The sequence below is a fragment of the Acetobacter cibinongensis genome, from assembly GCF_000963925.1.
Classification (GTDB): domain Bacteria; phylum Pseudomonadota; class Alphaproteobacteria; order Acetobacterales; family Acetobacteraceae; genus Acetobacter; species Acetobacter cibinongensis.
The window spans coordinates 101,140-122,580 of record NZ_BAMV01000011.1 but is presented as its reverse complement, the minus strand read 5'-3'; the positions used below and the strand labels follow the sequence as shown (position 1 = coordinate 122,580).

At 56.6% G+C, this 21,441-nt stretch carries 20 protein-coding genes; 8 read left to right on the top strand and 12 right to left on the bottom strand.

Features of this window, described 5'->3' with window-relative positions:
- Positions 1 to 200: 200 nt before the first annotated feature.
- From serS to Abci_RS06970, 8 genes are all read right to left on the bottom strand, one after another.
- On the bottom strand, positions 201 to 1,472 hold the full coding sequence (serS, locus tag Abci_RS07005) for a serine--tRNA ligase (RefSeq protein ID WP_048838426.1): 1,272 nt from the start codon (positions 1,470 to 1,472) through the stop codon (positions 201 to 203).
- Positions 1,473 to 1,495: 23 nt separating this feature from the next.
- Complete coding sequence (tatC, locus tag Abci_RS07000; RefSeq protein WP_048838425.1) at positions 1,496 to 2,314, bottom strand: twin-arginine translocase subunit TatC; 819 nt, start codon at positions 2,312 to 2,314, stop codon at positions 1,496 to 1,498.
- Entirely contained in the window at positions 2,311 to 2,985 is a 675-nt protein-coding gene (tatB, locus tag Abci_RS06995) for a Sec-independent protein translocase protein TatB (protein ID WP_084597564.1), read from the bottom strand. Before tatB ends, tatC begins: the two co-directional genes overlap by 4 nt.
- A gap of 81 nt (positions 2,986 to 3,066) precedes the next feature.
- Positions 3,067 to 3,858: an SMC-Scp complex subunit ScpB gene (scpB, locus tag Abci_RS06990; protein ID WP_084597563.1), complete on the bottom strand. Its 792-nt coding sequence runs from the start codon at positions 3,856 to 3,858 to the stop codon at positions 3,067 to 3,069.
- Positions 3,855 to 4,823: a segregation and condensation protein A gene (locus Abci_RS06985; protein ID WP_244877610.1), complete on the bottom strand. Its 969-nt coding sequence runs from the start codon at positions 4,821 to 4,823 to the stop codon at positions 3,855 to 3,857. The genes scpB and Abci_RS06985 overlap by 4 nt, the downstream gene beginning before the upstream one ends.
- Positions 4,824 to 4,871: 48 nt before the next feature.
- Positions 4,872 to 5,900 (bottom strand): SPOR domain-containing protein, encoded by a 1,029-nt coding sequence (locus tag Abci_RS06980; protein WP_048838424.1) that lies wholly within the window; start codon positions 5,898 to 5,900, stop codon positions 4,872 to 4,874.
- Positions 5,900 to 7,687, bottom strand: coding sequence for an arginine--tRNA ligase (argS, locus tag Abci_RS06975; RefSeq protein ID WP_048838423.1), 1,788 nt, complete (start codon positions 7,685 to 7,687; stop codon positions 5,900 to 5,902). Before argS ends, Abci_RS06980 begins: the two co-directional genes overlap by 1 nt.
- 40 nt (positions 7,688 to 7,727) lie before the next feature.
- The gene (locus tag Abci_RS06970; protein ID WP_048838422.1) at positions 7,728 to 8,915 is read right to left on the bottom strand and encodes a deoxyguanosinetriphosphate triphosphohydrolase; all 1,188 of its coding nucleotides are present in this window, start codon (positions 8,913 to 8,915) and stop codon (positions 7,728 to 7,730) included.
- Between the two features lie 142 nt (positions 8,916 to 9,057).
- On the opposite strand from Abci_RS06970, the gene Abci_RS06965 reads away from it, so the two are divergent.
- From Abci_RS06965 to Abci_RS06940, 6 genes are all read left to right on the top strand, one after another.
- On the top strand, positions 9,058 to 9,429 hold the full coding sequence (locus Abci_RS06965) for a HesB/IscA family protein (RefSeq protein ID WP_048838559.1): 372 nt from the start codon (positions 9,058 to 9,060) through the stop codon (positions 9,427 to 9,429).
- Positions 9,426 to 10,211 (top strand): exodeoxyribonuclease III, encoded by a 786-nt coding sequence (locus tag Abci_RS06960; RefSeq protein ID WP_048838421.1) that lies wholly within the window; start codon positions 9,426 to 9,428, stop codon positions 10,209 to 10,211. The genes Abci_RS06965 and Abci_RS06960 overlap by 4 nt, the downstream gene beginning before the upstream one ends.
- Positions 10,212 to 10,427: 216 nt before the next feature.
- Positions 10,428 to 11,801, top strand: coding sequence for an amidase (locus Abci_RS06955; RefSeq protein ID WP_048838420.1), 1,374 nt, complete (start codon positions 10,428 to 10,430; stop codon positions 11,799 to 11,801).
- Between the two features lie 297 nt (positions 11,802 to 12,098).
- Positions 12,099 to 12,665 carry a ferritin-like domain-containing protein gene (locus Abci_RS06950; RefSeq protein WP_048838419.1) on the top strand — a complete coding sequence of 189 codons (567 nt, stop codon included), beginning with the start codon at positions 12,099 to 12,101 and terminating at the stop codon, positions 12,663 to 12,665.
- A gap of 51 nt (positions 12,666 to 12,716) precedes the next feature.
- Positions 12,717 to 13,478, top strand: coding sequence for an SDR family NAD(P)-dependent oxidoreductase (locus Abci_RS06945; RefSeq protein WP_048838418.1), 762 nt, complete (start codon positions 12,717 to 12,719; stop codon positions 13,476 to 13,478).
- A gap of 201 nt (positions 13,479 to 13,679) precedes the next feature.
- Positions 13,680 to 14,948, top strand: coding sequence for an exo-beta-N-acetylmuramidase NamZ family protein (locus Abci_RS06940; protein WP_052944787.1), 1,269 nt, complete (start codon positions 13,680 to 13,682; stop codon positions 14,946 to 14,948).
- Between the two features lie 43 nt (positions 14,949 to 14,991).
- On the opposite strand, the gene Abci_RS06935 is transcribed toward Abci_RS06940, so the two are convergent.
- Positions 14,992 to 16,416 (bottom strand): lytic transglycosylase domain-containing protein, encoded by a 1,425-nt coding sequence (locus Abci_RS06935; RefSeq protein WP_244877609.1) that lies wholly within the window; start codon positions 16,414 to 16,416, stop codon positions 14,992 to 14,994.
- Positions 16,417 to 16,710: 294 nt separating this feature from the next.
- Between Abci_RS06935 and Abci_RS06930 the strand changes: the two genes are divergently transcribed.
- Positions 16,711 to 18,309, top strand: a complete 1,599-nt coding sequence (locus Abci_RS06930) for an L-lactate permease (RefSeq protein ID WP_048838417.1) — start codon at positions 16,711 to 16,713, stop codon at positions 18,307 to 18,309.
- Positions 18,310 to 18,410: 101 nt separating this feature from the next.
- Here the strand turns inward: Abci_RS06930 and Abci_RS06925 are convergent, their stop codons facing one another.
- From Abci_RS06925 to Abci_RS06915, 3 genes are all read right to left on the bottom strand, one after another.
- Positions 18,411 to 18,710, bottom strand: coding sequence for a putative quinol monooxygenase (locus tag Abci_RS06925; protein ID WP_048838416.1), 300 nt, complete (start codon positions 18,708 to 18,710; stop codon positions 18,411 to 18,413).
- A 68-nt stretch (positions 18,711 to 18,778) separates the two neighbouring features.
- On the bottom strand, positions 18,779 to 19,645 hold the full coding sequence (locus Abci_RS06920; protein WP_048838415.1) for a TPM domain-containing protein: 867 nt from the start codon (positions 19,643 to 19,645) through the stop codon (positions 18,779 to 18,781).
- Positions 19,646 to 19,683: 38 nt separating this feature from the next.
- A complete protein-coding gene (locus Abci_RS06915; protein WP_048838414.1) occupies positions 19,684 to 20,277 on the bottom strand; it encodes a LemA family protein in 594 nt (197 codons plus the stop codon).
- A 181-nt stretch (positions 20,278 to 20,458) separates the two neighbouring features.
- On the opposite strand from Abci_RS06915, the gene rfaD reads away from it, so the two are divergent.
- Entirely contained in the window at positions 20,459 to 21,439 is a 981-nt protein-coding gene (gene rfaD / locus Abci_RS06910; protein ID WP_048838413.1) for an ADP-glyceromanno-heptose 6-epimerase, read from the top strand.
- The last annotated feature ends 2 nt before the right edge of the window (positions 21,440 to 21,441 follow it).

The window sequence follows — 21,441 nt, the reverse complement described above, 5'->3', positions numbered from 1 at the left end:
ATGAAAACGAGGCATAAGGGACAGCTTCCTTTTTGGCTTTTTCAGACCTGCGCAAACTACAGGACCCGGTTTACATTCGTATGCGCAGTTTTGGCTGGCACATACAGCAAGTCAAGGTTGTGTATTGCACGGCTCAAAAACAAAAAAGCGGCCCTTTACAGGCCGCTTTCCTGACACGCCATGCGTGAGAACTCGTGTGTTCAGGCGCTAATTTTCTCTAAACCACCCATATAAGGGCGCAGCACGGCAGGGATGGAAATGGAGCCATCTTCATGCTGGTTGTTTTCCATCACTGCAATCAGGGTACGGCCCACGGCAAGGCCAGACCCGTTAAGCGTATGGGGGAAAAGCGGTGCGCCACCCCCTTGTGGACGGAACCGGGCATTCATGCGGCGTGCCTGAAAATCCTGCGTGTTGGAGCAGGAGGAAATTTCACGCCAGGCATCTTGCCCCGGCAGCCAGGCTTCAAGGTCAAATGTTTTGGCAGCGCCAAAGCCTGTATCGCCTGTACACAGCAGCACGCGCCGGTACGGAATACCCAGTTTTTCCAACACTGCTTCTGCACACCGCGTCATACGCTCATGCTCGGCATCACTCTCTTCCGGCGTGGTGACGGACACCATCTCCACTTTTTCAAACTGGTGCTGGCGCAGCATCCCCCGCACATCGCGCCCGGCAGACCCGGCCTCACTCCGGAAACACTGGCTCAGGGCCGTCATGCGCCGTGGCAGGCTGTCAGCATCCAGAATCTCTCCCGCCACAGACGCGGTCAGCGGCACTTCCGCCGTAGGAATCAACCAACGACCATCTTCCGTCCGGAAAGACTGGTCAGAAAACTTCGGGAGTTTATCCGTACCATACATGGCGGCGTCATTCACCAGCACGGGCACCTGTGTTTCCGTATAACCATGCTGGTCTACATGCAGGTCGAGCATGAACTGCCCCAGTGCACGGGCCAGACGGGCCAGAGCCCCACGCAACACTACAAAACGGGCCCCGGACAGCTTGGCGGCTGTGCCAAAATCCATCTGGCCCAGAGCTTCACCCAGTTCAAAATGCTGGCGGGGCGTAAACGCAAAAGTTGGGCGTGTACCCCATTCATGCTGAACCACGTTGGCGGTCTCATCCGCGCCATCTGGCACGCTTGGGTCCAGCCTGTTTGGCAGGGTTTCCAGCAGGGCTGTTGTATTGCCTTCAAGCGCTGCCACCGTGGCTTCCAGCGTTTCCATATCAGTCCGCAGGGCTACTGCTTCCGCTTCCAGTGCGGACGTGTCACCCCCATCCCGCTTGAGGGGACCAATTTCCCGCGCCAGAGCCTTGCGGCGGGTCTGCTTCTCCTGCAACGCCGTCTGGGCAGCCCGGCGCTCTTCATCCCATGAGAGAATTTTCTGCGCCACAGGTTCCAGCCCACGGCGGGCAAGGTCAGCATCAAATGCGGCTGGGTCTGCGCGAAGGGCGCGAATATCATGCATGAGTTAGCAGGGCCTCTGTTGCGTTAGGATACGGTATCGGATGGTTCTGTTTCTGTCTCAACATGCTGCTTGGGTTCAACCAGCCGTGCTGAAAGAATGGAAATTTCGTAAAGGATGACCAGCGGCACGGCCAGCCCAAACTGGGTAATAACATCAGGCGGCATGACAATGGCCGCAATGATAAAGGCCCCCACAATGGCATAGCGCCTGAAGCGCTTGAGCATGGCCGAGGTCACAATACCAACGCGGGCCAGAAGGGTCAGAACCACTGGCAGCTCAAACGCCACGCCAAAGGCCATAATCAGCTTCATAACCAGCGACAGATATTCGGACACTTTGGCCTGAAGCTCTATCTGCATCCCATCCGTCCCGCTTGGGGATTGAAAGGACAGAAAGAACCGCCATGCAATGGGGAAAATGAAGTAATACGCCAACGCCGCTCCGAGCAGAAACAGCAGCGGTGTGGCAATTAAAAACGGCGCAAAAGCCCGTTTTTCTGAACGATACAGGCCGGGTGCCACAAAGATCCATGCCTGTATGGCCACAACGGGGAACGAGAGAAACGCCGCCCCAAAAAACGCCACCCGAATGTAGGTGAAAAATGCTTCATACAGAGCCGTGTAAATCAGATGTGGCTGCTCACCCTGCTGCCGCATAATTTCACCCAGCGGACGCGCCAGAAAGAAATAGATGCTGCCCGCATAATGGTAGCACAGCCCGAAGCACAGCAGAAAAGCCAGCCCGGACCAAAGCAGACGGCGGCGTAATTCAAGCAGATGGTCGATCAGCGGCATGGGCTGATCGTGAATGGGGTCTTCGTGCAGGGTTTCCGTCTCCGTCATGGCTGGGGGGCCGCCTGTTCCGGTGCAGCTACGTCAGGGCTGACTGCCGCCATATCAGACTGTTCCATACGCCCCGGCCCCGGCATAACACGCTGTGCGCCGTGCATAATCCTCACTGGCGGCAGAATGGCGGGCGGATGCAGGTGCTCCCGCTCCCGTACAATACGGCGCACCACAGAGGGGGGCAGTTCCGGTGGCGCGTCAATAACCTCGGCTTCCACATTCGGGTCTTCATGCTGGTCTGTCTGCCAGCTTGAAGCCGGAGGAAGGCTGGGCAGGCCCACGCTGCGCTCTTCCAGCATGGGTGTGGAATGCCCTGCGGAGGGGGATGGTGCATCCAGCGCCCGTGGCCCTGCCGGAGGACGCATAACCGGCCCTTCCAACGGTGAAGACTGAAACGTGCTGGCCAGCGTACCATCCGCATCAATAGCCTTCATGATGCGGCCGCGCACGTTGAGGTTCCTGAAGTCCCTCACATGGTCCCGCACTTCCGATAGATCAGCCTCACGCACCATTTCATCAACATGGGATTGAAACTCACTGGCCATGGCGCGGGCTTTTTTAACCGCTTTTGCAAGCCCGCGGATGGCAACAGGCAGATCCTTCGGGCCAATGACCACAAGGGCCACAGCACCAATCAGCGCAATTTCAGACCATGCAAAATCAAACATCTACCGTGCTCTTGTCTTCAGGCGCGCCCGGTCTCTGGGCATAGGCTGCGCGGCTAACTGGCTGAGTGAGGGTATGGTTTATCACGCCCCGTCTGCTGCGCAAACATCCGGCGCTGTGGCCGGTTCTGCCGGAGTGGGAGCATCGCCCTCCGCTGGCTCTGCCTCTGTGGCCGCATCAGCGGGGGGCGCGGACTGTTGCTCCGGCTTGCGGGCGGGCGGCATGAGGTCTGGCACATCAACCAACAGCTCCTCCCTGCGTGGCAGGTCAGACAGGCTGCGCAGCCCGAAGCAGCGTAAAAATTCAGGGGTTGTGCCCCACAATACCGGCCTGCCAGGCACTTCCTTCCGGCCTTTGGGCGCAACGAGCGCCGCTTCTATCAGCGTGTCCAGCACGGTCTGCCCAAGGCTGACACCGCGAATTTCCTCTACTTCCACGCGGGTGCATGGCTGGTGGTAGGCGATAATCGCCAGTGTTTCCATGGTGGCGCGTGGCAAGCGGCGGGGCCGGTCCAGCACACGGGTAAGTGCGGGTGCCAGATCTGGCGCGGTGCGGAACTGCCAGCCGCCCCCGACCTCCACCGGCACCACGCCCCGGCCCTCATAGCGCCGGATAACAGCCGCCAGAACAGCCTGCACAAACGCGCTCAGATTCTCCACGCTACGCGGCACAAGCTGCCGCCCTTCAAGCAGTTCCGCAATACGGCGCAGGCTGACAGGCTCCGTATTTGCAAACAGGAGGGCTTCCGTAAGGCGCACGGCTTCATCTGGCACCGCCATGCTATCGGCTGGCGGAGGAGCGGCTGCTTTCAGGGTTACGTCCTCTTGGTTTGGTAGGTCTGCTGCATCAACAGGGGCGGAAGGGAGAATGGTCATGGTGATGTTTGCCCCGTTGCTTCTACCGGCTTTTCTTCCTGTTCAGCCGTGTCGTCATCATTCTCTGCCGGATGGTGGGAACGCAGAAGAATCTGGCCGAATGTTTCATCCTGCCTCAGTTGTAGTTGCCCACTTTTGGCAAGCTCCAGACCTGCAATAAGGGTTCCTGCCATTGCAGCACGCCGCTGGCGCACGGCGTCCTCACCTACAGCGGCACCGGGGAGGGTCTGTGGCATGAAGGCATCCAGACTACTCCAGCCGGGCGGTGTTTCACCCAGCAGGCGCGTCAGCCGGGACAAGGCATCCTGCACGGTCCAGAACCGGATGGTACGTGGCGCGTAAGTACGTTTGCGGGCCGTGCGCCGCATGGCCGCCATATAAGCCCGCATAAGCTGTGGCATATCCAGCACCAACCCTGACCGATCAATCTCAATCAGATTTTCGGCCTCACCACGTGCCCATACGTCCCGCCCAAGACGGGGTCTGGCGTCCAACCACCGGGCCAGTTCACCCATACAGGCCAGTTCTATCAGCCGTTCCTGCAACAGTTCGGCTGCATCTTCGCCTTCTTCTGCAAGGTCATCTTCCGGCGGCAGGAGCAGGCGGGATTTAAGCCACGCCAGCCACGCCGCCATAACCAGCCAGTCTGCCGCAAGCTCAAGCCTTACCCTGCGGGCTGACTCAACAATGGCCAGATATTGCTCCACCAATTGCAGGATAGAGATACGGCTGAGGTCCACCTTTTGTGTGCGGGCCAGATCAAGCAAAAGGTCCAGCGGCCCTTCAAACCCATCCAGTTGCAGTAAGGGAACGCGAAGTTCCACAGCCTCTGCTGCGGTACCGCCTCCCCCATTCTGCGGCTGGACACCGGGCTGGATGGCGTCCGGCATCATAGCGGATGGGGCGGGTATGCCGCCCCCTTCTCCCAGCCCTGATGCGGGCAGTACCTGATGTTCGCCATCCATAAGATTAGTCTTACCTTAGCTGTCGCGTTCTCATGCAAGCTGTAAAGCTTACTGATGCACCTGAGCACAGGCCAGACCACGGTCACGCACCGCACCACAGAACGCCCGCGTATCTGCAATGGAGGCAAAACCACCCACACGCAAACGGTAGAACACGGCGTTATCGCGCACTATTTTTTCAATCACCGGCGTGCGGTCTCCAAACAGTGTAGGATACCGTGTTTTAAGACGGCTCCATTCCTGCATGGCCTGTGCCTCCGACTGAAGGGCAGCCAACTGCACCCGATATTTTCCACCAGCCACCGCGCTCGGTGCTTCGGGTTTTTCAGGCGTGGCGGGTTTTGCCGGTGCTTCTGCCACTGGCTTCTTGGCCGCAGGCTTTGCCGGTGCTGGAGCCGCTGGCGTGGACGCAGCCTCGCTATCCCCAGCGGCAGAATTATCCTCACTCCCCGTCCCGGCTTCCGGCAGGGTTGTGGGCTGTTGAGTGTCGTCCGCCGGGGTAGCCGGAGCAGCGGTGGAAGAGGCCGTTTTGTCCTCACCCTGCGTAGCGGGCGTTGCCTCGGGCGTGGTTGGGGTGGCCGGAGCTGGAGCCGGTGGCTTTGCCGCGTTCTCCGCCGCATCGGTCTTGGCCGCTTCCTGCCCGTACTGGGCTGCCAGCCCTTTGGGATTAGGTTTTTCTGGTGCCGGTACGGGGTGGGCCTGCCCATCATCCGCTTCTGGCATGGTTACGCCATCAAGCTGCATCCCGCCCGGATCAACCGGTTTGGTGCGCATAGAAACAGCAGGTGGCCCCAGCACGGGAATACCGCTCTGGTGATGGCCCAGCAAAGCCCAGCCACCAATCCCAACAAGCAGCACGGTGCCAAGACCGGCAGCACCATAGACAAGCCTGCGCGTACCCGCGTCACTATTCAAAAACTGACCCAGCGCCTGAGACACCACGCCCCCTTCCGGCGCCTTCCCAATGGGGGGAGCAGCGCGGCGGGGAGCATCGTCGTAATCAGCGCTCATGCGCTCGCGGGCGCGGCTGTTTTTGTCGTTAGCGGTAAACGGGTCTTTTGGTGTTTCGTCATTCATCAGCGCATTTCCTCCACAGGTGCTACACCCATGACTGCCAGCCCGGAACGGATAACCGTAGCTGTAGCCGCAACAAGGGCCAGACGCGCACGGCTTGCCTCTGGCGCTTCGGGCTGAAGGAAGCGCAGGGAGGCATCATCACGGCCACGGTTCCACAGGGAATGGAAGTCCCCTGCCAGATCGGCCAGATAGAAGGCAATACGATGCGGTTCCCGCGCATGGGCCGCGGCCTCAACCAGACGGGGCCACTCCGCAATACGGCGCACCAGAGCCATTTCTGCATCGGACTCCAGAGCCGCAAGGGACGTTGCAGCCAGAGCTTCTGCCGTAGCAGCGCCGTAAGACCCGTCTTCTACCGCGGCCCGCAGAACGGAGCGGCAACGGGCATGAGCATACTGCACATAAAATACGGGGTTATCGCGCTGCTGGGCCACAACCAGATCGAGGTCGAACTCCATCTGGGCATCGCTCTTGCGGGTCAGCATGGTGAAGCGGACGGCATCCTTACCCACTTCGTCAATCAGGTCCCGCAGGGTCACGAACGTGCCCGCACGTTTGGACATTTTGACCGGCTGACCATCACGCAGAATATGGACGATCTGGCACAGCACAACTTCCAGCGGCACAGTATCATTGGTCACCGCCCGCACGGCAGCCTTCATGCGTTTAACGTAACCGCCGTGATCTGCACCCCAGATGTCAATCATCACCTGTGCGCCACGGGCAGCCTTGTCTGCATGGTAGCCGATGTCATTTGCAAAGTAGGTGTTGGTGCCATCAGACTTCTTGAGGGCACGGTCAACATCATCCCCAAACTGGGTGGAGCGGAACAGAAGCTGCTCACGCTCTTCCCAGTCATCTGGCAGCTTGCCCTTGGGTGGCTCCAGCACGCCTTCATACAGCAGGCCTTCTTTTTCAAGGCGCGTAATGGCCGCATCCACCATGCCATCCCGCAGCACCTGAGCCTCTGATGTAAACACATCATGCGTGACGCCAAGGGCTGCCAGATCCTGTTTAATGGCTGCCATCATGTGGGCAACGGCAAAGCCACGCACGGTTTCCAGCCATGTTTTTTCAGGAGCGGGTCTGGCATCATCTTCTGCCAGCTTACCGCCAAATTCCGCCACAAGGGCTTCCCCTACCGGAATAAGGTACTCGCCCTTATATTGCAGACCATTGGGTGTCAGGGCGGCAAATTCATCTTCTGTCAGCGTGGTGCCGAGCGCCTGCAGGTAACGCCAGTAGGTTGCCCATGCCAGCGCCTTAACCTGGGTTCCGGCATCGTTGATGTAAAATTCCTTGGTGACATCAAACCCGGCTTTGGCCAGCAGATTGGCCAGCGCATCCCCCACCACAGCCCCACGGCAATGGCCTACATGCATGGGTCCTGTGGGGTTGGCAGACACATATTCCACGTTAGCGCGCACACCATGACCTGCCTGCGAATCGCCATAAGCCTCGCCAGCAGTCAGCACATGCGGCAGCACGCTACGCAGCACATCCGGATTGAGCGTGATGTTGACAAAACCCGGACCTGCGGCGGCAACCTTGGCAACGCCCTCCACTTTTTCCAGTGCAGCAACCAGATCCGCCGCAATGTCGGCTGGTTTACGGCGGGCCGCCTTGGCCAGCAGCAGGGCCGCATTGGTTGCCATGTCCCCATGGGCCGGGTCACGGGTAGGGGTTACTTCTATGCGGGCCAGTGTTTCTTCCGGCACGTCGGGTAACAGCCCCTGCACGGCGGCCAGGACGTGGTGACGGTAACGCTGGAACAAACACTCAGACATGCACTTAAAAATCCTACAAAAAAGCAATCAGGCTGCGTTTTCAGCCTGCTATTGAGAGATCCGTCAACCGGCGATGTTCTTCCATCGCGAACCGATCGGTCATGGATGCCACATAATCCGCCACTGCGCGGTGCCGTGTTGCGTCATCCCCCGCAAGGGCTGCCTCCTGCCAGCGGTCTGGCAGCAGTTTAGGCGACTCCGCAAGAATGGTGAACAGCTCCGCCGTGACACGCTGCGCTTTATACGTCATGCGGTTCACACGCCAATGCCGGTAAAGCTTTGCAAACAGAAATTTTCTGATCCCCTTGTTTGCCGCAGCCATGCCCGGACTAAACGCCACGACCGGGGCAGAGGCCGCACGCACATCCTCCACCGTTCTGGGTGCAAGGTCTTGCAGGTTCTGGCGGGTGGTTATCAGCACATCCGTTGCCAAGGCGTGAATGACACGGCGAACAATCTCATGCCGCACACGCTGGGTCTTGCGGGGGGTGTCCGTGTACTGCGCGGCCAGAGTGCGCACATCTGCCAGCACTTCGCCTACCAAAGGTACGTCCACAAGGTCATCCAGTGAAAGCAGGCCAGATTTCACGCCGTCATCAAGGTCATGACCGTGATAGGCAATATCATCCGCCAACGCTGCAACCTGCGCTTCTGTTGAGGCAAAACTGAGCAGGTCGAGGGACCACTGGGCATCAAAGTCCTGCAACCACGGTGCTGGCTTTTTGACCGGACCATTATGCTTGGCCAGCCCTTCCAGAGTTTCCCATGTCAGGTTCAGGCCATCGAACGCCAGATATCTGCGCTCCAGCACCGTCACCTGCCGCAAGGCCTGCGTGTTGTGGTCAAAACCGTTCCAGGGCTGCATCTGGGCGGCAAGAGCATCTTCCCCGGCATGGCCAAACGGGGTGTGCCCAAGGTCATGCGCAAGGGCTACCGCTTCCGTCAGGTCTTCATCCAGTTGCAGGAAGCGGGCCATAGAACGCGCAACCTGTGCCACTTCCAGAGAATGGGTCAGTCGGGTCCGGAAGAAGTCCCCCTCATGGTTAATGAACACCTGAGTTTTATATTGCAGCCGCCGGAAGCCAGAGGAGTGCACAACCCGGTCACGGTCCCGCTGCCACGGGGAACGGGTTGGAGATTCCTCTTCCCGGTACAGTCTCCGCCCCCGGCCCTCGGCGGGCTGTACGGCATAGGAGGCTAGGTCTGTATGGGCGGCCTGTATTGGCATCTATACTGCATCCTGCTCCGGTCTGGCTGCACCGGTAGGGTAAAGCCATGGTCGGGCCGCACAGTAAGACATTCCGGGAAAATTGACCATCTTTGCCGCAATAGCCCTTCAAACCGGCCTGCCTGCACGCTATCTATACCCCATGACCCAGCCACAGCCCTTCTCCGTGTCCGATGCAGCCGCCGCGCGCATTGCCTCGGTCCTTGCCAGCCGCAAACGCTCTGCGGCGGAACAGAACACCACCCCGCCTGTCGCACTCCGCGTGGCTGTGGAGGCCGGGGGCTGCAATGGCTTTCAATATCAGTTCAAACTTATCCCGCAGGCTGAGATTGAGGCGGACGATACCCACCTTGAAAAAAATACGGCCCTTGTGGTGGTGGACCCGACAAGCCTTGACCTTCTGGCTGGAGCCGAGCTTGATTTTACGGACAAGCTGATGGGTGCCCATTTTACGGTTAACAACCCTAACGCAGCTTCCTCCTGCGGGTGTGGCACGAGCTTTTCCGTCGCATGAAATTGGCCACCTGGAACGTCAACTCCGTTCGTCAACGCCAACATCTGATTCTGGACTGGCTGGAACGCCACAAGCCCGATGTTTTGATGATGCAGGAAATCAAATGCGAGACGGCGCAATTTCCCGCACAGGCGTTTGCTGAGGCTGGCTACGAGTGCGCGGTCGTGGGCCAGAAGTCCTACAACGGTGTGGCAACGCTGGTACGGGGCGCGTTTGAAGTCTGCACCGACCACCTGCCCGGTTTTGATAATCCTGCAGCCCGGTATGTTGAGATCCGCACACAGGGCCTGACGCTTGGCAACCTGTATCTGCCCAATGGCAATTCAGGCGGCGCTGAAGGTTACGCAACCAAACTGGCATTTTTTGATGCTCTTGCCGCCCGTGCGCGTGAACTGCTGCGCACGGATACAAACTTCATTTTTGCGGGTGATTACAATGTGTGCCCGAAGCCTGAAGACTGCGCCCCCGGTGCTTTGGGGCCAGATGATGCCTTGGTGCGGCCTGAGACCCGCGCAGCCTATAACCGCCTGCTCTGGTTGGGCCTGACAGACGCCCTGAGAGCTTTGCAGCCCTCCGGCAAGGCCTACACGTTCTGGGACTATCAGGCTGGGGCTTGGGACCGCGATAGCGGGTTGCGGATTGACCATGCCCTCCTCTCCCCCGCTGTGGCGGAGCGGCTCCTGACCGCCTCACCGGATAAAGCAGAACGGGCATGTGAACGCCCCTCTGACCATGTCCCGCTGATTATTACGTTGCAGGACGACCCTCAGGCTACTGCCTGAGGGGGCCGTTTATTGCTCGGCCTTGCCATCGGCGTTCCGATGGCAGTTTGGCGGGCACCATTTCCTAAGCGCACAGGCAGCACTGTCTCTGTTCCCTGCCATGATGGTTTCTTATCGAAACATCAGCCTCCACCTGCGACAGAATTTTTATTTTTTGCAAACTCGCCGTTATAGGGCACAGTTCTGTGCAAGCCTGTTTTTGTGCGGAGTACCACCATGTCCACCCCCTTCCCCCCTTTGCTCGACACGGCACGCGCTCTGGCACAGGGGCAAACAAATAGCCGCACCCTGATTGAACAGGCTTTGGCACGCATTGCGGACCCTGCAGGCGAGGGCCACAACACCTTTATTAAAACCCACGCAGCTGCCGCACGCCAACAGGCCGACACAATTGACAGGCACCGCAAGGCTGGCCACCCCCTGCCGCTTCTGGCGGGTATCCCCATGTCTGTAAAAGACCTGTTTGATGAAGCAGGCGGCCGCACCACGGCAGGCTCCCGCGTGTTGGCAGATGCACCTTTGGCGCAACAGGACGCCCCTGCTATAGCCTATGCCAAACAAGCTGGCCTTGTTTCCATTGGCCGCACAACCATGACGGAATTTGCATTCTCTGGCGTTGGCATCAATCCGCATACCGGAACACCCGCCAATCCGTGGGACCGTGCCCAACGCCGTATTCCCGGTGGCTCGTCCTCCGGTGCTGCCATTTCCGTCACGGACGGTATGGCCGCTATTGGTATTGGGAGTGACACAGGCGGCTCCTGCCGTATTCCCGCAGCGCTGACAGGCCTGGTTGGTTACAAACCCACCGCCAGGCGCATCAGCACACAAGGCACCGTCCCCCTCTCCTTCACGCTTGATTCCATTGGCAACATGGGTCGCACTGTGGCGTGTTGCTGGGCGACTGATCGTGCGCTTTCCGGCAATGCCCCGCTCTGGACAGAATGCCCCACGGCAGACCGTGTTACGGCACCGCGCCTTGGTGTGCTTCAAACTTATGTTCTGGACGGGATGGACAACACAGTCAGCGCCACCTATCAGGCAACGTTGCGTCGTCTGGAGCAGGCTGGCGCCATACTACATGACGTAGAGTTTCCGGATCTGAAAACTCTACCCCATATCAATAGATTTGGTGGCTTCCCGGCACCTGAATCTTTGTCCTGGCATCAGGACCTGATTGCAGAAAAAGCAGCACTCTATGACCCCTTCGTCTTGAAACGTATTTTACGCGGCAAGGAACAAAGTGCTGTGGACTACATTGCCCTCATGCAGGCACGGCAAAACCTGATTACTCATGCACGTACTCTCCTGCACGAATATGACGCACTTATTTTCCCGACTGTACCCGTTATTGCGCCACGCATTGCGGACCTGACGGAAGACACAGTTTATACACACACCAACCTGCTTTTGCTGCGTAACCCGACTATCACAAACTTTCTGGATGGCTGCGCCATAAGCCTTCCCTGCCATACAGCAGGAACCGCCCCTGTTGGCCTGATGGCCATGCAGGTACAGAACGAGGATGACCGTCTTTTCAACACGGCTTCGTGGCTGGAAGAAACGTTACGCCCTGTGACAGCACACTGAAACGCAGCAGGACGGCGGGAGGAACAATACTCCCGTGGTTATACTGACCCTCAGTCATCAAAGTTTATTGTGGTGTTTTGTCCATCATATTGGCGCACTAAAATAAACTTTAAGAATAACGCGCCTACAAAAAACTTCCTTTTTTAGAAGAATATTTCAAAATAAATTTTGCACATTGCTTTTAAAAAAACTTAGTCAGCCAGAAAAAATGCAACCATCCCCCAGACAATCTGTTCTGACCAGCAGATTATCCTGCCTGACAGGATAGAACTGCTCATTCATGAACAGGAAACCACCATGGCCAAAGCTTCTGACAACAGCTTCCTGACGGATGTTAAAACGCTCCGTGAACGTGCAAAAAAATCCATTGAAACAGGGGCCGTAACCCCAACATATGAAGGCGATGTGCAAACCGCCATTGACCTGCTGCAAACGGTTGTTGCAACCGAACTGGTGTGCGTGCTGCGCTATACCATGCACTCAATTTCTGTTGAGGGCCTGACCAGCGAAAGCATTGCAAACGAGTTTGCTACCCACGCCAAAGAAGAACGGGCACATATGCTGGCTGCGGCCAACCGTATTGACCAACTAGGCGGCGTTCCCAACTTTGACCCCGAAGGTCTGGCCACTCGTTCTGCCAGCGAATACGGCAAAGGTGGTACTCTTGTAGAAATGGTGCGCCAGAACCTGGTGGCAGAGCGTCTGGTCATTGAACATTACCGTGAATTGATCCGCTATTTTGGCGACAAAGACCCGACAACACGCATCATGCTCGAGCATATTCTGGCAGAAGAAGAAGAGCACGCAACAGACATGCACGATCTGCTGGTTGCCCATGAAGGAAAGCCTTTCCTGAAAAGCTGAGCTATCCTCAAATCTCTTTATTTTCCAGTACAGTATGAAAAAGGGTTGGCCATGACTATTCAGGCAGCAGGTCGGGTTGCGGGCAAGGTTACCGTCATTACGGGCGCAGCCCGTGGCATGGGGCGCGCTACGGCAGAACGCTTTGCTCAGGAAGGAGCAAAACTTGTTCTCAATGATCGCGATCAGGCCCCTCTGGATGAACTGGCCAACCAGTTGAAGGCCCATGGTACCGAGGTTATTGCCGTGGCCGGAGATGTTGCGAGTGAGGCCGATATCAAGCGTCTTATGGCAGAGGCTGTCAGTGCTTTTGGGGGCATTGATATTCTGGTTGCCAATGCCGGGGTTATTCCCGAATCAGACCTGGCCTCTGCCACTGTTGACCTGTGGGACCACACAATGGCGGTAGATGGTCGCGGCATGTTTCTGTCCTGCAAATATGCTGCGGCGGAGATGGTCAAGGCGGGCCGGGGCGCCATTGTATGCCTGTCCTCCATTTCTGCTTTTGCTGGCCAGAGGGGGCAGGCTGTGTATGGGCCTGCAAAGTTTGTGGCCTCTGGGCTTACAAAACATCTGGCAATTGATCTGGCCGACAAGGGCATACGGGTAAACGCTGTTGCACCCGGCACCATTGATACGCCTGCCGTTGCTGGGTTGGGCAAAAAGGGGATTGAGAAAGTTGTTTCCATGCACCCCCTAGGCCGCATGGGAAAACCAGAGGAAGTTGCAAACGCCATCCTCTTTCTTGCATCAGACGAAGCCTCGTTCATTACGGGCGCTGTGCTTCCGGTGGATGGGGGTTATCTGGCCCAGTAAAAATTCTGGCAGATCATATTACGATGTTAAGCACCTAAAAAAGAGGAGACAGTGTCTTCTTTTTTTCTATTCCATGACATCAATTGTTCCTGTCTCATGATCTCGGGGCCACGCGAGAATCATTTCCTTCCCGAAACCGAGTGTATTTGGCATACTCTCCTTCCCGTTAGGCGTCCTCATTCAAACGGCAGGTGCCAAGTCATGCGTTCTTTTTCCCGGCGTTCTGTCTTACAGACAGGCATTCAGCTTTCTGCTGGCGGCATTCTGCCCAGACACGCCTTTGCACAGTGTTCATCCAAAACGCTCACCACAGTCCAAACGGGCTTTGAGACCCTCAGGCAAGACCACTACACACCGTTGAAAGGCCACAAGGTTGGTATTGTAGCCAACACAGCCAGTGTCGATGCCAATTTGCAGTCCGTTGTTGACTGCCTGCACCAAAGCCCTGCCGTGCATCTTCAAGCCATCTTTGGGCCTGAACATGGTTTTAGAGGTAGCGCCAGAGAAGGATATGCAGAACCCCAGAGCGTAGATGCCCGCACTGGGTGCACCGTGTATGATATCTACATGAAGACCGGGAAAAAACTTCAGGATATTTTGAAAAATTCCGGCATAACCTGTCTTGTTTTTGATATTCAGGACGTTGGCGCTCGGTTTTATACGTACATCTGGACGTTGTTTGACTGCCTTGAGGCCTGCGCCCAGCTACAACTCCCGCTTATTGTGCTTGACCGCCCCAACCCCCTTTCCGGGCAGGATGCTACTGGTCCCGTTCTGGAGCCTTCTCTGGCCTCCTTTGTAGGCCGTGCCCCTATTGCGCTCCGGCATGGCATGACGGTGGCTGAACTCGCCAAACTTTTTAATGCGCAGTTCATGCCCACACGCGCGAGGCGACCCGCACCGCTTGAGGTTATTCCTCTTTCAGGGTGGCAACGGTCTCAATTTTTTGAAGAGACAGGTCTGCCATGGTGCCCCCCAAGCCCCAACATGCCCACACCGCTCACGGCCCTACTGTACCCCGGCACCTGTCTATTTGAAGGGACACGCTTTTCGGTCGGGCGAGGCACAGCACTCCCGTTCCAATATCTGGGGGCAGATCAGCCTGACGGGAGCAAGTGGGCTGACCACATCCATCAACACAGCGCCCCCGGCACAGCAGTGCGGGATGTCTGGTTTACCCCTCTGGCCGGGCCTTTTAGCAATACCCTGCTACACGGTATTCATTGCACAGTAACAGACCGTAGCTGTTTTGACCCCATAACTGCCGGTCTTACTTTTTTAAGAAGTGCGCAGGCGCTTTCTCAAACATCAATCTGGCGTGGTGATGGGCACTTTTTCGACCAGCTTTGTGGCTCCTCCAAACTCCGCCCTCTCTTGGAACGTGGCGCAGACATAGCCACTCTGGCGGGTTCGTGGGAAAAAGACCTTACTGCTTTCCGGGCTGTGCGCCAGCAGTTCCTGCTTTATTAACCCCTTACCGTAAATAGTTTTCCTTCAAAAACAACACCACTATTTACCCATTTTTTACAGGAATACAGGGTACAGAGCTTGCATGCAGGATTTGACACACACCGGAAATCTGCGTCCGGTTCTCCGCAACAAGCTGTGCCCGATAAAAGGATTTTCCTGAAACCTGCACAGAGCTGACTGCGGGCGTTGCATGGAGGGAGCGTGATGCCAGAACCCGTGTGCTTTTCTCCGCAACACGCTTTGCTTCCGCATAGGTTGAAAACGCTCCAACCTGCACGGTTCCCTGCTGACCATTGTGGGGCGCGGCCCCAAGCTGGTGGCTAGAAAAACCAATAGCAGGCGTTACAGCAGCTACGGCCTGCCTCGGCTGTAATGTGAGGGGCTTTACACCGCGGGGGAGCGATGTAGCCACTGTATTAGAGGCGAGCGGCACCGCACTGGTTTTATACGGTGCAGGATGCGGCGCTGCGAGTGCTGCAACCTGAACGGCTTGGGCCGGTTGCGGCACACCATACCTATTGCCTGCCTCTGACTCACTCTCTCCAACTGCTCCACTCGCACTGTCGGCCTGCGCAATGGCCGTTACTGGTGCTGGCGTTTCAGGCACTGGGTCTGGATGCGGAGTGTCCCGGTCCATCAGGCAAGCGCCTGTTGGATCATATTCGGCGTTAGGGTCGCGCAGGCAGCCGTCAGCAGTGCGCGTAAGGTCTGTACGGGTATAGTAGGAGTCTGGCGCTGTGCTGGTCGCCCCTGTCTGCTGCACAGGCACAGGTGCCCAGTCACCCCGTACCGCAACGCCACCACCAAGATTAGGCGTAATGGCAGCCACATAATTTACAGTTTCATCCGGCAGGGGCCGACCATTGCTCAAATAGTCATCTACCCGACTAGGGCCAGCATTATAGGCAGCCAGAAAACCCGGCGCGCCGTATTTATCATACATAAGGCGAATATAGGCCGCGCCTGCTATAATGTTATCATGCGGGTCATATGGGTCAGAGCCAAGGTTATACTGGCTTTGCATGTCCGCGTAGGTAGCGGGCATAAGCTGCATCAACCCCATAGCGCCAGCACCGGATGTTGTAAGCTGACCGCCAAGATACTGCTTCCCCCCGGACTCCTGATGCATGACAGCACGTATCCATGTTTCAGGAATGGCAAAGCGTTTGGCGGACTGCTTGATGTAAGGCCCCCACGGGTCGCTAGCCGTGCCCGGAGCAACGTAGGAGGGCGAGGACGGCCGTGCTGCAAACCCACGCGCGGCCCACGCCTGTGAAACTTCCCGGTATAAACGGTAAGACTCCGCCTCTGCTTTATTCACGGGAGCCATGCTTACAACCATGGCAGTCCAGAACGTGGCCGCACAGCAGTGCTTCAGCACGCCGGAGAATGGCACAGCCCCATACCGGACATCCCTGCTGAAGGACGCCTGTGTTTTCGGTCTTCCGTCCCTGCCCTTGGTTTGCATACTCCACGCCTAACGCTTTTATAAACCATAGCGTGACTGACATGACATTCCGGCAATTTTTCGGCGGCTCGACTGTTATGTTTTTTGTGAACTCTCTGCTCAACGATGGCGGATGTGCTTTTCAAGGCAATCCTAGACCAAACACTGACCGTCCAGGCGTTGTAAGCACAGCGCACTGCATGCTCACGAAGTGTTACACAGAAACGTGACGTGCCTAATTTTGCATAACAGCCATTATACATCCGACCTTCCCTCTGCAGGAAGCAACATTGTCTTTATTTAAAAGAGCCTGCCATGTTTGCTCAGCCTCTTGTGCCTTTTGGGAACAGCCTTGTTCTCTCTTTCCTTCTCGCCGCATCTCCCATTTTTGTAACGCTTATCATGATGGGGGTTTTGCGCCGTCCTGCATGGCAGGCAACGCTGGGCGGCCTGATTATCGGTCTTGTCATGGCGGTAACGGTCTGGAAACTTCCGGTTTCCTTGGCCTTTGCCAGCATTACAAACGGTATGGTTTTCTCTTTCCTACCCGTTATGTGGATTGCGCTTAGCGCCCTGTTTCTGTTCAACATTGCAACCCAGACAGGCCGGTTTGATGCATTCCGTATGTGGATTATCAAACACCTCCCCAATGACCGCCGCGTCATGCTGGTGGTGTTAGGCTTCTGCTTTAGCGCCGCGCTGGAAGGTGTTGCCGGGTTTGGTACACCTGTTGCCATTACCAGCGCCTTGCTGATTATGCTTGGCTTCCCGGCCCTTGAAGCACTGACCTATGTGTTGATTTTCAATTCAGCACCCGTGGCTTTTGGTGGTCTGGGTATTCCCATCACAGTGCTTTCCTCCATTACAGGCCTTCCTGCACCTGTGCTTGGCAGCACGATTGGGCTGCAATTAGCGCCGTTTGCCTGCCTTATTCCATTTTATGTGGTGGCACTGTATGCGGGCTGGCGTTCTATCAAGCAGCTTTGGCCCGTCTTGCTTGTAGCTGGCGGCAGTTTTGCCCTGACCATGGTGCTGGTTTCAACCTACATTAGCTACAACCTAAGCAACGTGCTGTCTTCCAGCGTGTCTCTGGTTGTTACCATTCTGTTCCTTAAAGTTTGGTCTCCCGCGCCTGATGCCGCTTATGCCATTGATGCCGCCCACCTGACACAAGCACCGGCAAAGGCCGGTGCGTGGCAGGGCCCACACTGGCAGGGCTGGATTCCATGGATTGTGGTTATTCTGGTGGTTATTGTCTGGGATACCCTGCACCTTTCTAAAATTGGCGCAACGCCTGTCCATTGGCCCGGCCTGGACAAACAGGTGTTCATCTCCCTCTATCAAAAGCCGTATGCTGCGATCTGGAACTTTGAGCCGTTGGGCACAGGCACAGCCATTTTTGTTTCTGCCATTCTGACTGCCTTGCTAACCGGGGCTTCCGCAAAACAGTTCAGTGCAGCTTTAGTCACAACCGCCAAACAGGGGTGGCTTGCGGTTATTACCGTGGCCCTTACAATCGGTCTGGCTTTCCTGATGAACTATTCCGGCATGACCTATACTCTGGGTTATGGCGTTGCCTCCACCGGCGTGCTGTTCCCACTGGTTTCTGTCTTCCTGGGATGGATTGCCGTCTTCCTGACCGGGAGCGATACCTCAGGCAATGCGCTGTTTGGTAACCTGCAAGTTGCCGCCGCGCACCAGCTTTCACTGGACCCTGTGTTGTTTGCCTCCGCCAACTCCGCCGGTGGTGTTATGGGGAAAATGATTTCCCCTCAGAACATCACCACTGGGGTGGCCGTTACGTCCCTTAAAGGGCAGGAAGGTGTCGTGCTGGCCCGCACATTCAAGCACAGTATTTTCCTGACGCTGCTGATGGGGCTGGTGGTCGTGTTTCAGCAATATGTTCTGAGATAACGCTTTACCCCACCACACACAAAAAAAGGCGGAGCCAAACTGGCTCCGCCTTTTTTATAGTGAATCTGTTCCTAGTCTCAAACAGGCCCTCGTAAATGCACTCAGGCTACAAGTGGCTGAAGGATATGTAATGAAAGAGGTTCTGCCACCTTATCTTTCAGGCTTTCAACCAGAGTTTTGAAATGGGGCGTTTCCATATGGGCCTGCAAGGCCTCACGGCTGCTCCAGCGTTCAATGAAAACAAAGGTCTGGGCATCATCCAGATCTCTGTTCGGCACATACTGCAAATTGGTCGCTTCAGCGCGGGATTCTGGCACACAGGCTACCATGGCGGCAGCCACTTCTTTTTCCGCACCCGGCTTGGCTTTAACCCGAGCCACTACTGTAATTTCCTGTGACATGACGCGTCCATTTCTGACTGAAGGCTGAAAACCGGCACTTTAAGGCAAACTGTGCTGACAGGCTATGCTTACCAGCTATCCCGTGAACCACCGCCGCCTGAACTACCGCCACCGGCACGGAAAGACCCACCACCGGAACTGCCGCCGCTACCACCGCCTCCACGCCCTCCGCCTTGCAGAAAAGCTGAGAGAATATTGAGAATAAGGTTGAGCCAGAAGCTCCAGGTCGCACTACGTGCCTGCTGAGCCTGTGGGTCAACAAAACCGGGGTTTTGCAGCTTCTGCCGCCGGGCACGGCGGATGAGGTAGAGAGGCAGCACCACAAACAGCAGAATAACCACCACCAAACCCGTGAGGCCTTCCCACGCATCTGTAGTGGCATCAACCGGAGGTTGTGGAGATGTATCCTCTGCATTTTTGAGAAGTACGGCCATACCATCCAGTATACCGTTCAGGGCATTTGCATACTGCCCTGCTTTCAGAGCGGGCCGTGCCGCCCGCAGCAGGTCATTGCTTTGCAGGTCTGTCAGAACGCCTTCAAGCCCATACCCGACTTCAATGCGAGACTGCCTGCTTTCCACCGCCAGAATAATCAGCACACCATTATCATGGCCTTTGCGGCCTAGGCCGGTGTTCTGAAATGTCTCGTTGGCGTAAGCGTCAATGTCGTCAACATGACCGGGCAGATCAATGGCAATCTGCGGGTTACCGGGCAGGGTTTGGGAGAGTGTAAAGAGTTTCTGGCTCAAGGCCGCTTCTTCATCTGCACTCAATACATGCTGAGGGTCTGTCACCCAGCGTTGCAACGTGGGCGCAGCAGTCTGGGCACATGCCATGCTGCCACCAAGGGCCAGCACGCAGCAGACCGCCAATCCCAGACCAACCCAATATGACAGACGCGAAGAGACGCGCTCAAAGCCAGAAAAAAGTTTCATCAAACCCTGCCCTCCAAACCGGAACCCGCAACTCTGTTTTAGTGTTTGGAGAAGTCCACCACAGGGGGGGTCTGTGCTTCTGGAGAAGCTTCGTAATAAACCCGCTTATGGAAGCCCAGCATGTTGGCAATCAGGTTGCCGGGAAAGTGCGCAACGGTCTGGTTATACGCCAGAATGGATTTTTGCAGGCGCTGGCGGGCAACGGTAATACGGTTCTGTGACCCTTCAAGCTGAACCATCAGGCTTTTGAAGTTTTCATTGGCCTGCAACTGTGGGGACTGCTCAACCACCGCATTGATAGCCTTGATCTGCTGCGCGTTGCGGGTTTGTGCTTCCAGAATTTTCTGCTGGAGGGCAGCATCATCCAGTTTGGTCGGATCAATCTTGTTCAGGGCTGCCTCACCAGAGCGGGCATTGGCGTAATCTGTCAGCGTGTCGTGCTCATGTGTTGCATAGCCTTTGACAGTGTTGACCAGATTAGGAATGAGGTCAGACTGGCGCTGCACTTCGTTCTGCAACTGGCCCATCTGTTCCTGCACGTTCTGGTCTACGCCCATAAAACGGTTATAGCTGGACCCGGCGATAAAAATAAGACCGACAAGAATGATTGCCGGTATAAGAAGCTTCTTCATCAAGAAATCCCTATAGTCATCATCTAAGGCTATTGGGGCAATACCAGTCTGGGTTCCCTCAACACCTTTCCTGCTGCTCTTTTACCCTAAAAACTTCAAAGCAATATCTTAAAATAAAAAGCACGCCGGAAGTGCGCTTGGCATCTTGGAGCAAACGGAGCACCGCTTTATAGTCCGGGGTATGATTATCATTACCGGTGGCGCCGGCTTTATCGGCTCGTATCTTCAGGCAGCCCTCGCCAAGCGCGGGCTTGAAACACTTATTGTGGACTGGCTCGGCTCTGACCTGAAATGGCGGAACCTTGCAGCCCACCCGCCTGCGCGCATTGTTGCGCCGGAAGATCTGGACGCCTTCCTGCTGACTAACCCCAAAGTGGAAGCTGTTTTTCACATGGGGGCCATTAGCGAGACCACCGCCCGTGATGCAGACCTTGTGTGGCGTACCAATGTGGCGCTGTCCCACAAATTGTGGAACTGGTGCACCCGCAACAAGGTGCGTTTCATTTACGCCTCTTCCGCCGCCACTTACGGTGCTGCGGACAAGCCTGACCTGTTTTCTGACAATCCGGCACGCCTGAGCACACTTGAACCCCTTAACCTATACGGGTGGTCCAAGCATGTTTTTGACCAGCAGGTTATGAAAATGCTCAAGCAGCGTGCGCCAAGCCCGCCGCAATGGGCCGGGTTGAAGTTCTTTAACGTCTACGGCCCCAATGAATACCACAAAGGAAAAATGATCTCTGTGGTTAAGGTCAAGTATGACGAGGTCAAGGCTGGCAAACCCGCCCGCCTGTTCCGTTCTGACCGCCCGGATATTGCAGATGGCCAGCAGTCCCGTGACTTCGTGTGGGTCGGGGATGTGGTGGATGTCATGCTGTGGCTTTATGATACCCCTACAGTTTCCGGCCTGTTCAACTGTGGCAGCGGCACTGCCCGCTCCTACCTCGACCTGGCCCATGCCGTGTGCGATGCAGCAGGCATGCCGCGTCAGGTGGAATTTATTGATATGCCGGAAAGCCTGCGTGGCCAGTACCAGTCCTACACACAGGCGGACCTGACGCGTCTGCGGGCAGCCGGCTATTCCAAACCTTTTACTTCACTCGAAGACGGCATACGCCACTATGTGCAGGACTATTTGGCAACGCCTAATCCCTACGTCTAATC

Coding starts and splice junctions, on each gene's coding strand:
- Abci_RS06915 (WP_048838414.1), bottom strand. CDS start 20,277: ATGAAGAAGCTTCTTATACCGGCAATCATTCTTGTCGGTCTTATTTTT.
- Abci_RS06960 (WP_048838421.1), top strand. CDS start 9,426: ATGAAATTGGCCACCTGGAACGTCAACTCCGTTCGTCAACGCCAACAT.
- Abci_RS06920 (WP_048838415.1), bottom strand. CDS start 19,645: ATGAAACTTTTTTCTGGCTTTGAGCGCGTCTCTTCGCGTCTGTCATAT.
- rfaD (WP_048838413.1), top strand. CDS start 20,459: ATGATTATCATTACCGGTGGCGCCGGCTTTATCGGCTCGTATCTTCAG.
- Abci_RS06930 (WP_048838417.1), top strand. CDS start 16,711: ATGTTTGCTCAGCCTCTTGTGCCTTTTGGGAACAGCCTTGTTCTCTCT.
- Abci_RS06940 (WP_052944787.1), top strand. CDS start 13,680: ATGCGTTCTTTTTCCCGGCGTTCTGTCTTACAGACAGGCATTCAGCTT.
- Abci_RS06965 (WP_048838559.1), top strand. CDS start 9,058: ATGACCCAGCCACAGCCCTTCTCCGTGTCCGATGCAGCCGCCGCGCGC.
- Abci_RS06955 (WP_048838420.1), top strand. CDS start 10,428: ATGTCCACCCCCTTCCCCCCTTTGCTCGACACGGCACGCGCTCTGGCA.
- Abci_RS06985 (WP_244877610.1), bottom strand. CDS start 4,823: ATGGATGGCGAACATCAGGTACTGCCCGCATCAGGGCTGGGAGAAGGG.
- tatB (WP_084597564.1), bottom strand. CDS start 2,985: ATGTTTGATTTTGCATGGTCTGAAATTGCGCTGATTGGTGCTGTGGCC.
- Abci_RS06925 (WP_048838416.1), bottom strand. CDS start 18,710: ATGTCACAGGAAATTACAGTAGTGGCTCGGGTTAAAGCCAAGCCGGGT.
- argS (WP_048838423.1), bottom strand. CDS start 7,687: ATGTCTGAGTGTTTGTTCCAGCGTTACCGTCACCACGTCCTGGCCGCC.
- serS (WP_048838426.1), bottom strand. CDS start 1,472: ATGCATGATATTCGCGCCCTTCGCGCAGACCCAGCCGCATTTGATGCT.
- tatC (WP_048838425.1), bottom strand. CDS start 2,314: ATGACGGAGACGGAAACCCTGCACGAAGACCCCATTCACGATCAGCCC.
- Abci_RS06970 (WP_048838422.1), bottom strand. CDS start 8,915: ATGCCAATACAGGCCGCCCATACAGACCTAGCCTCCTATGCCGTACAG.
- Abci_RS06935 (WP_244877609.1), bottom strand. CDS start 16,416: ATGCAAACCAAGGGCAGGGACGGAAGACCGAAAACACAGGCGTCCTTC.
- Abci_RS06950 (WP_048838419.1), top strand. CDS start 12,099: ATGGCCAAAGCTTCTGACAACAGCTTCCTGACGGATGTTAAAACGCTC.
- Abci_RS06980 (WP_048838424.1), bottom strand. CDS start 5,900: ATGAATGACGAAACACCAAAAGACCCGTTTACCGCTAACGACAAAAAC.
- scpB (WP_084597563.1), bottom strand. CDS start 3,858: ATGACCATTCTCCCTTCCGCCCCTGTTGATGCAGCAGACCTACCAAAC.
- Abci_RS06945 (WP_048838418.1), top strand. CDS start 12,717: ATGACTATTCAGGCAGCAGGTCGGGTTGCGGGCAAGGTTACCGTCATT.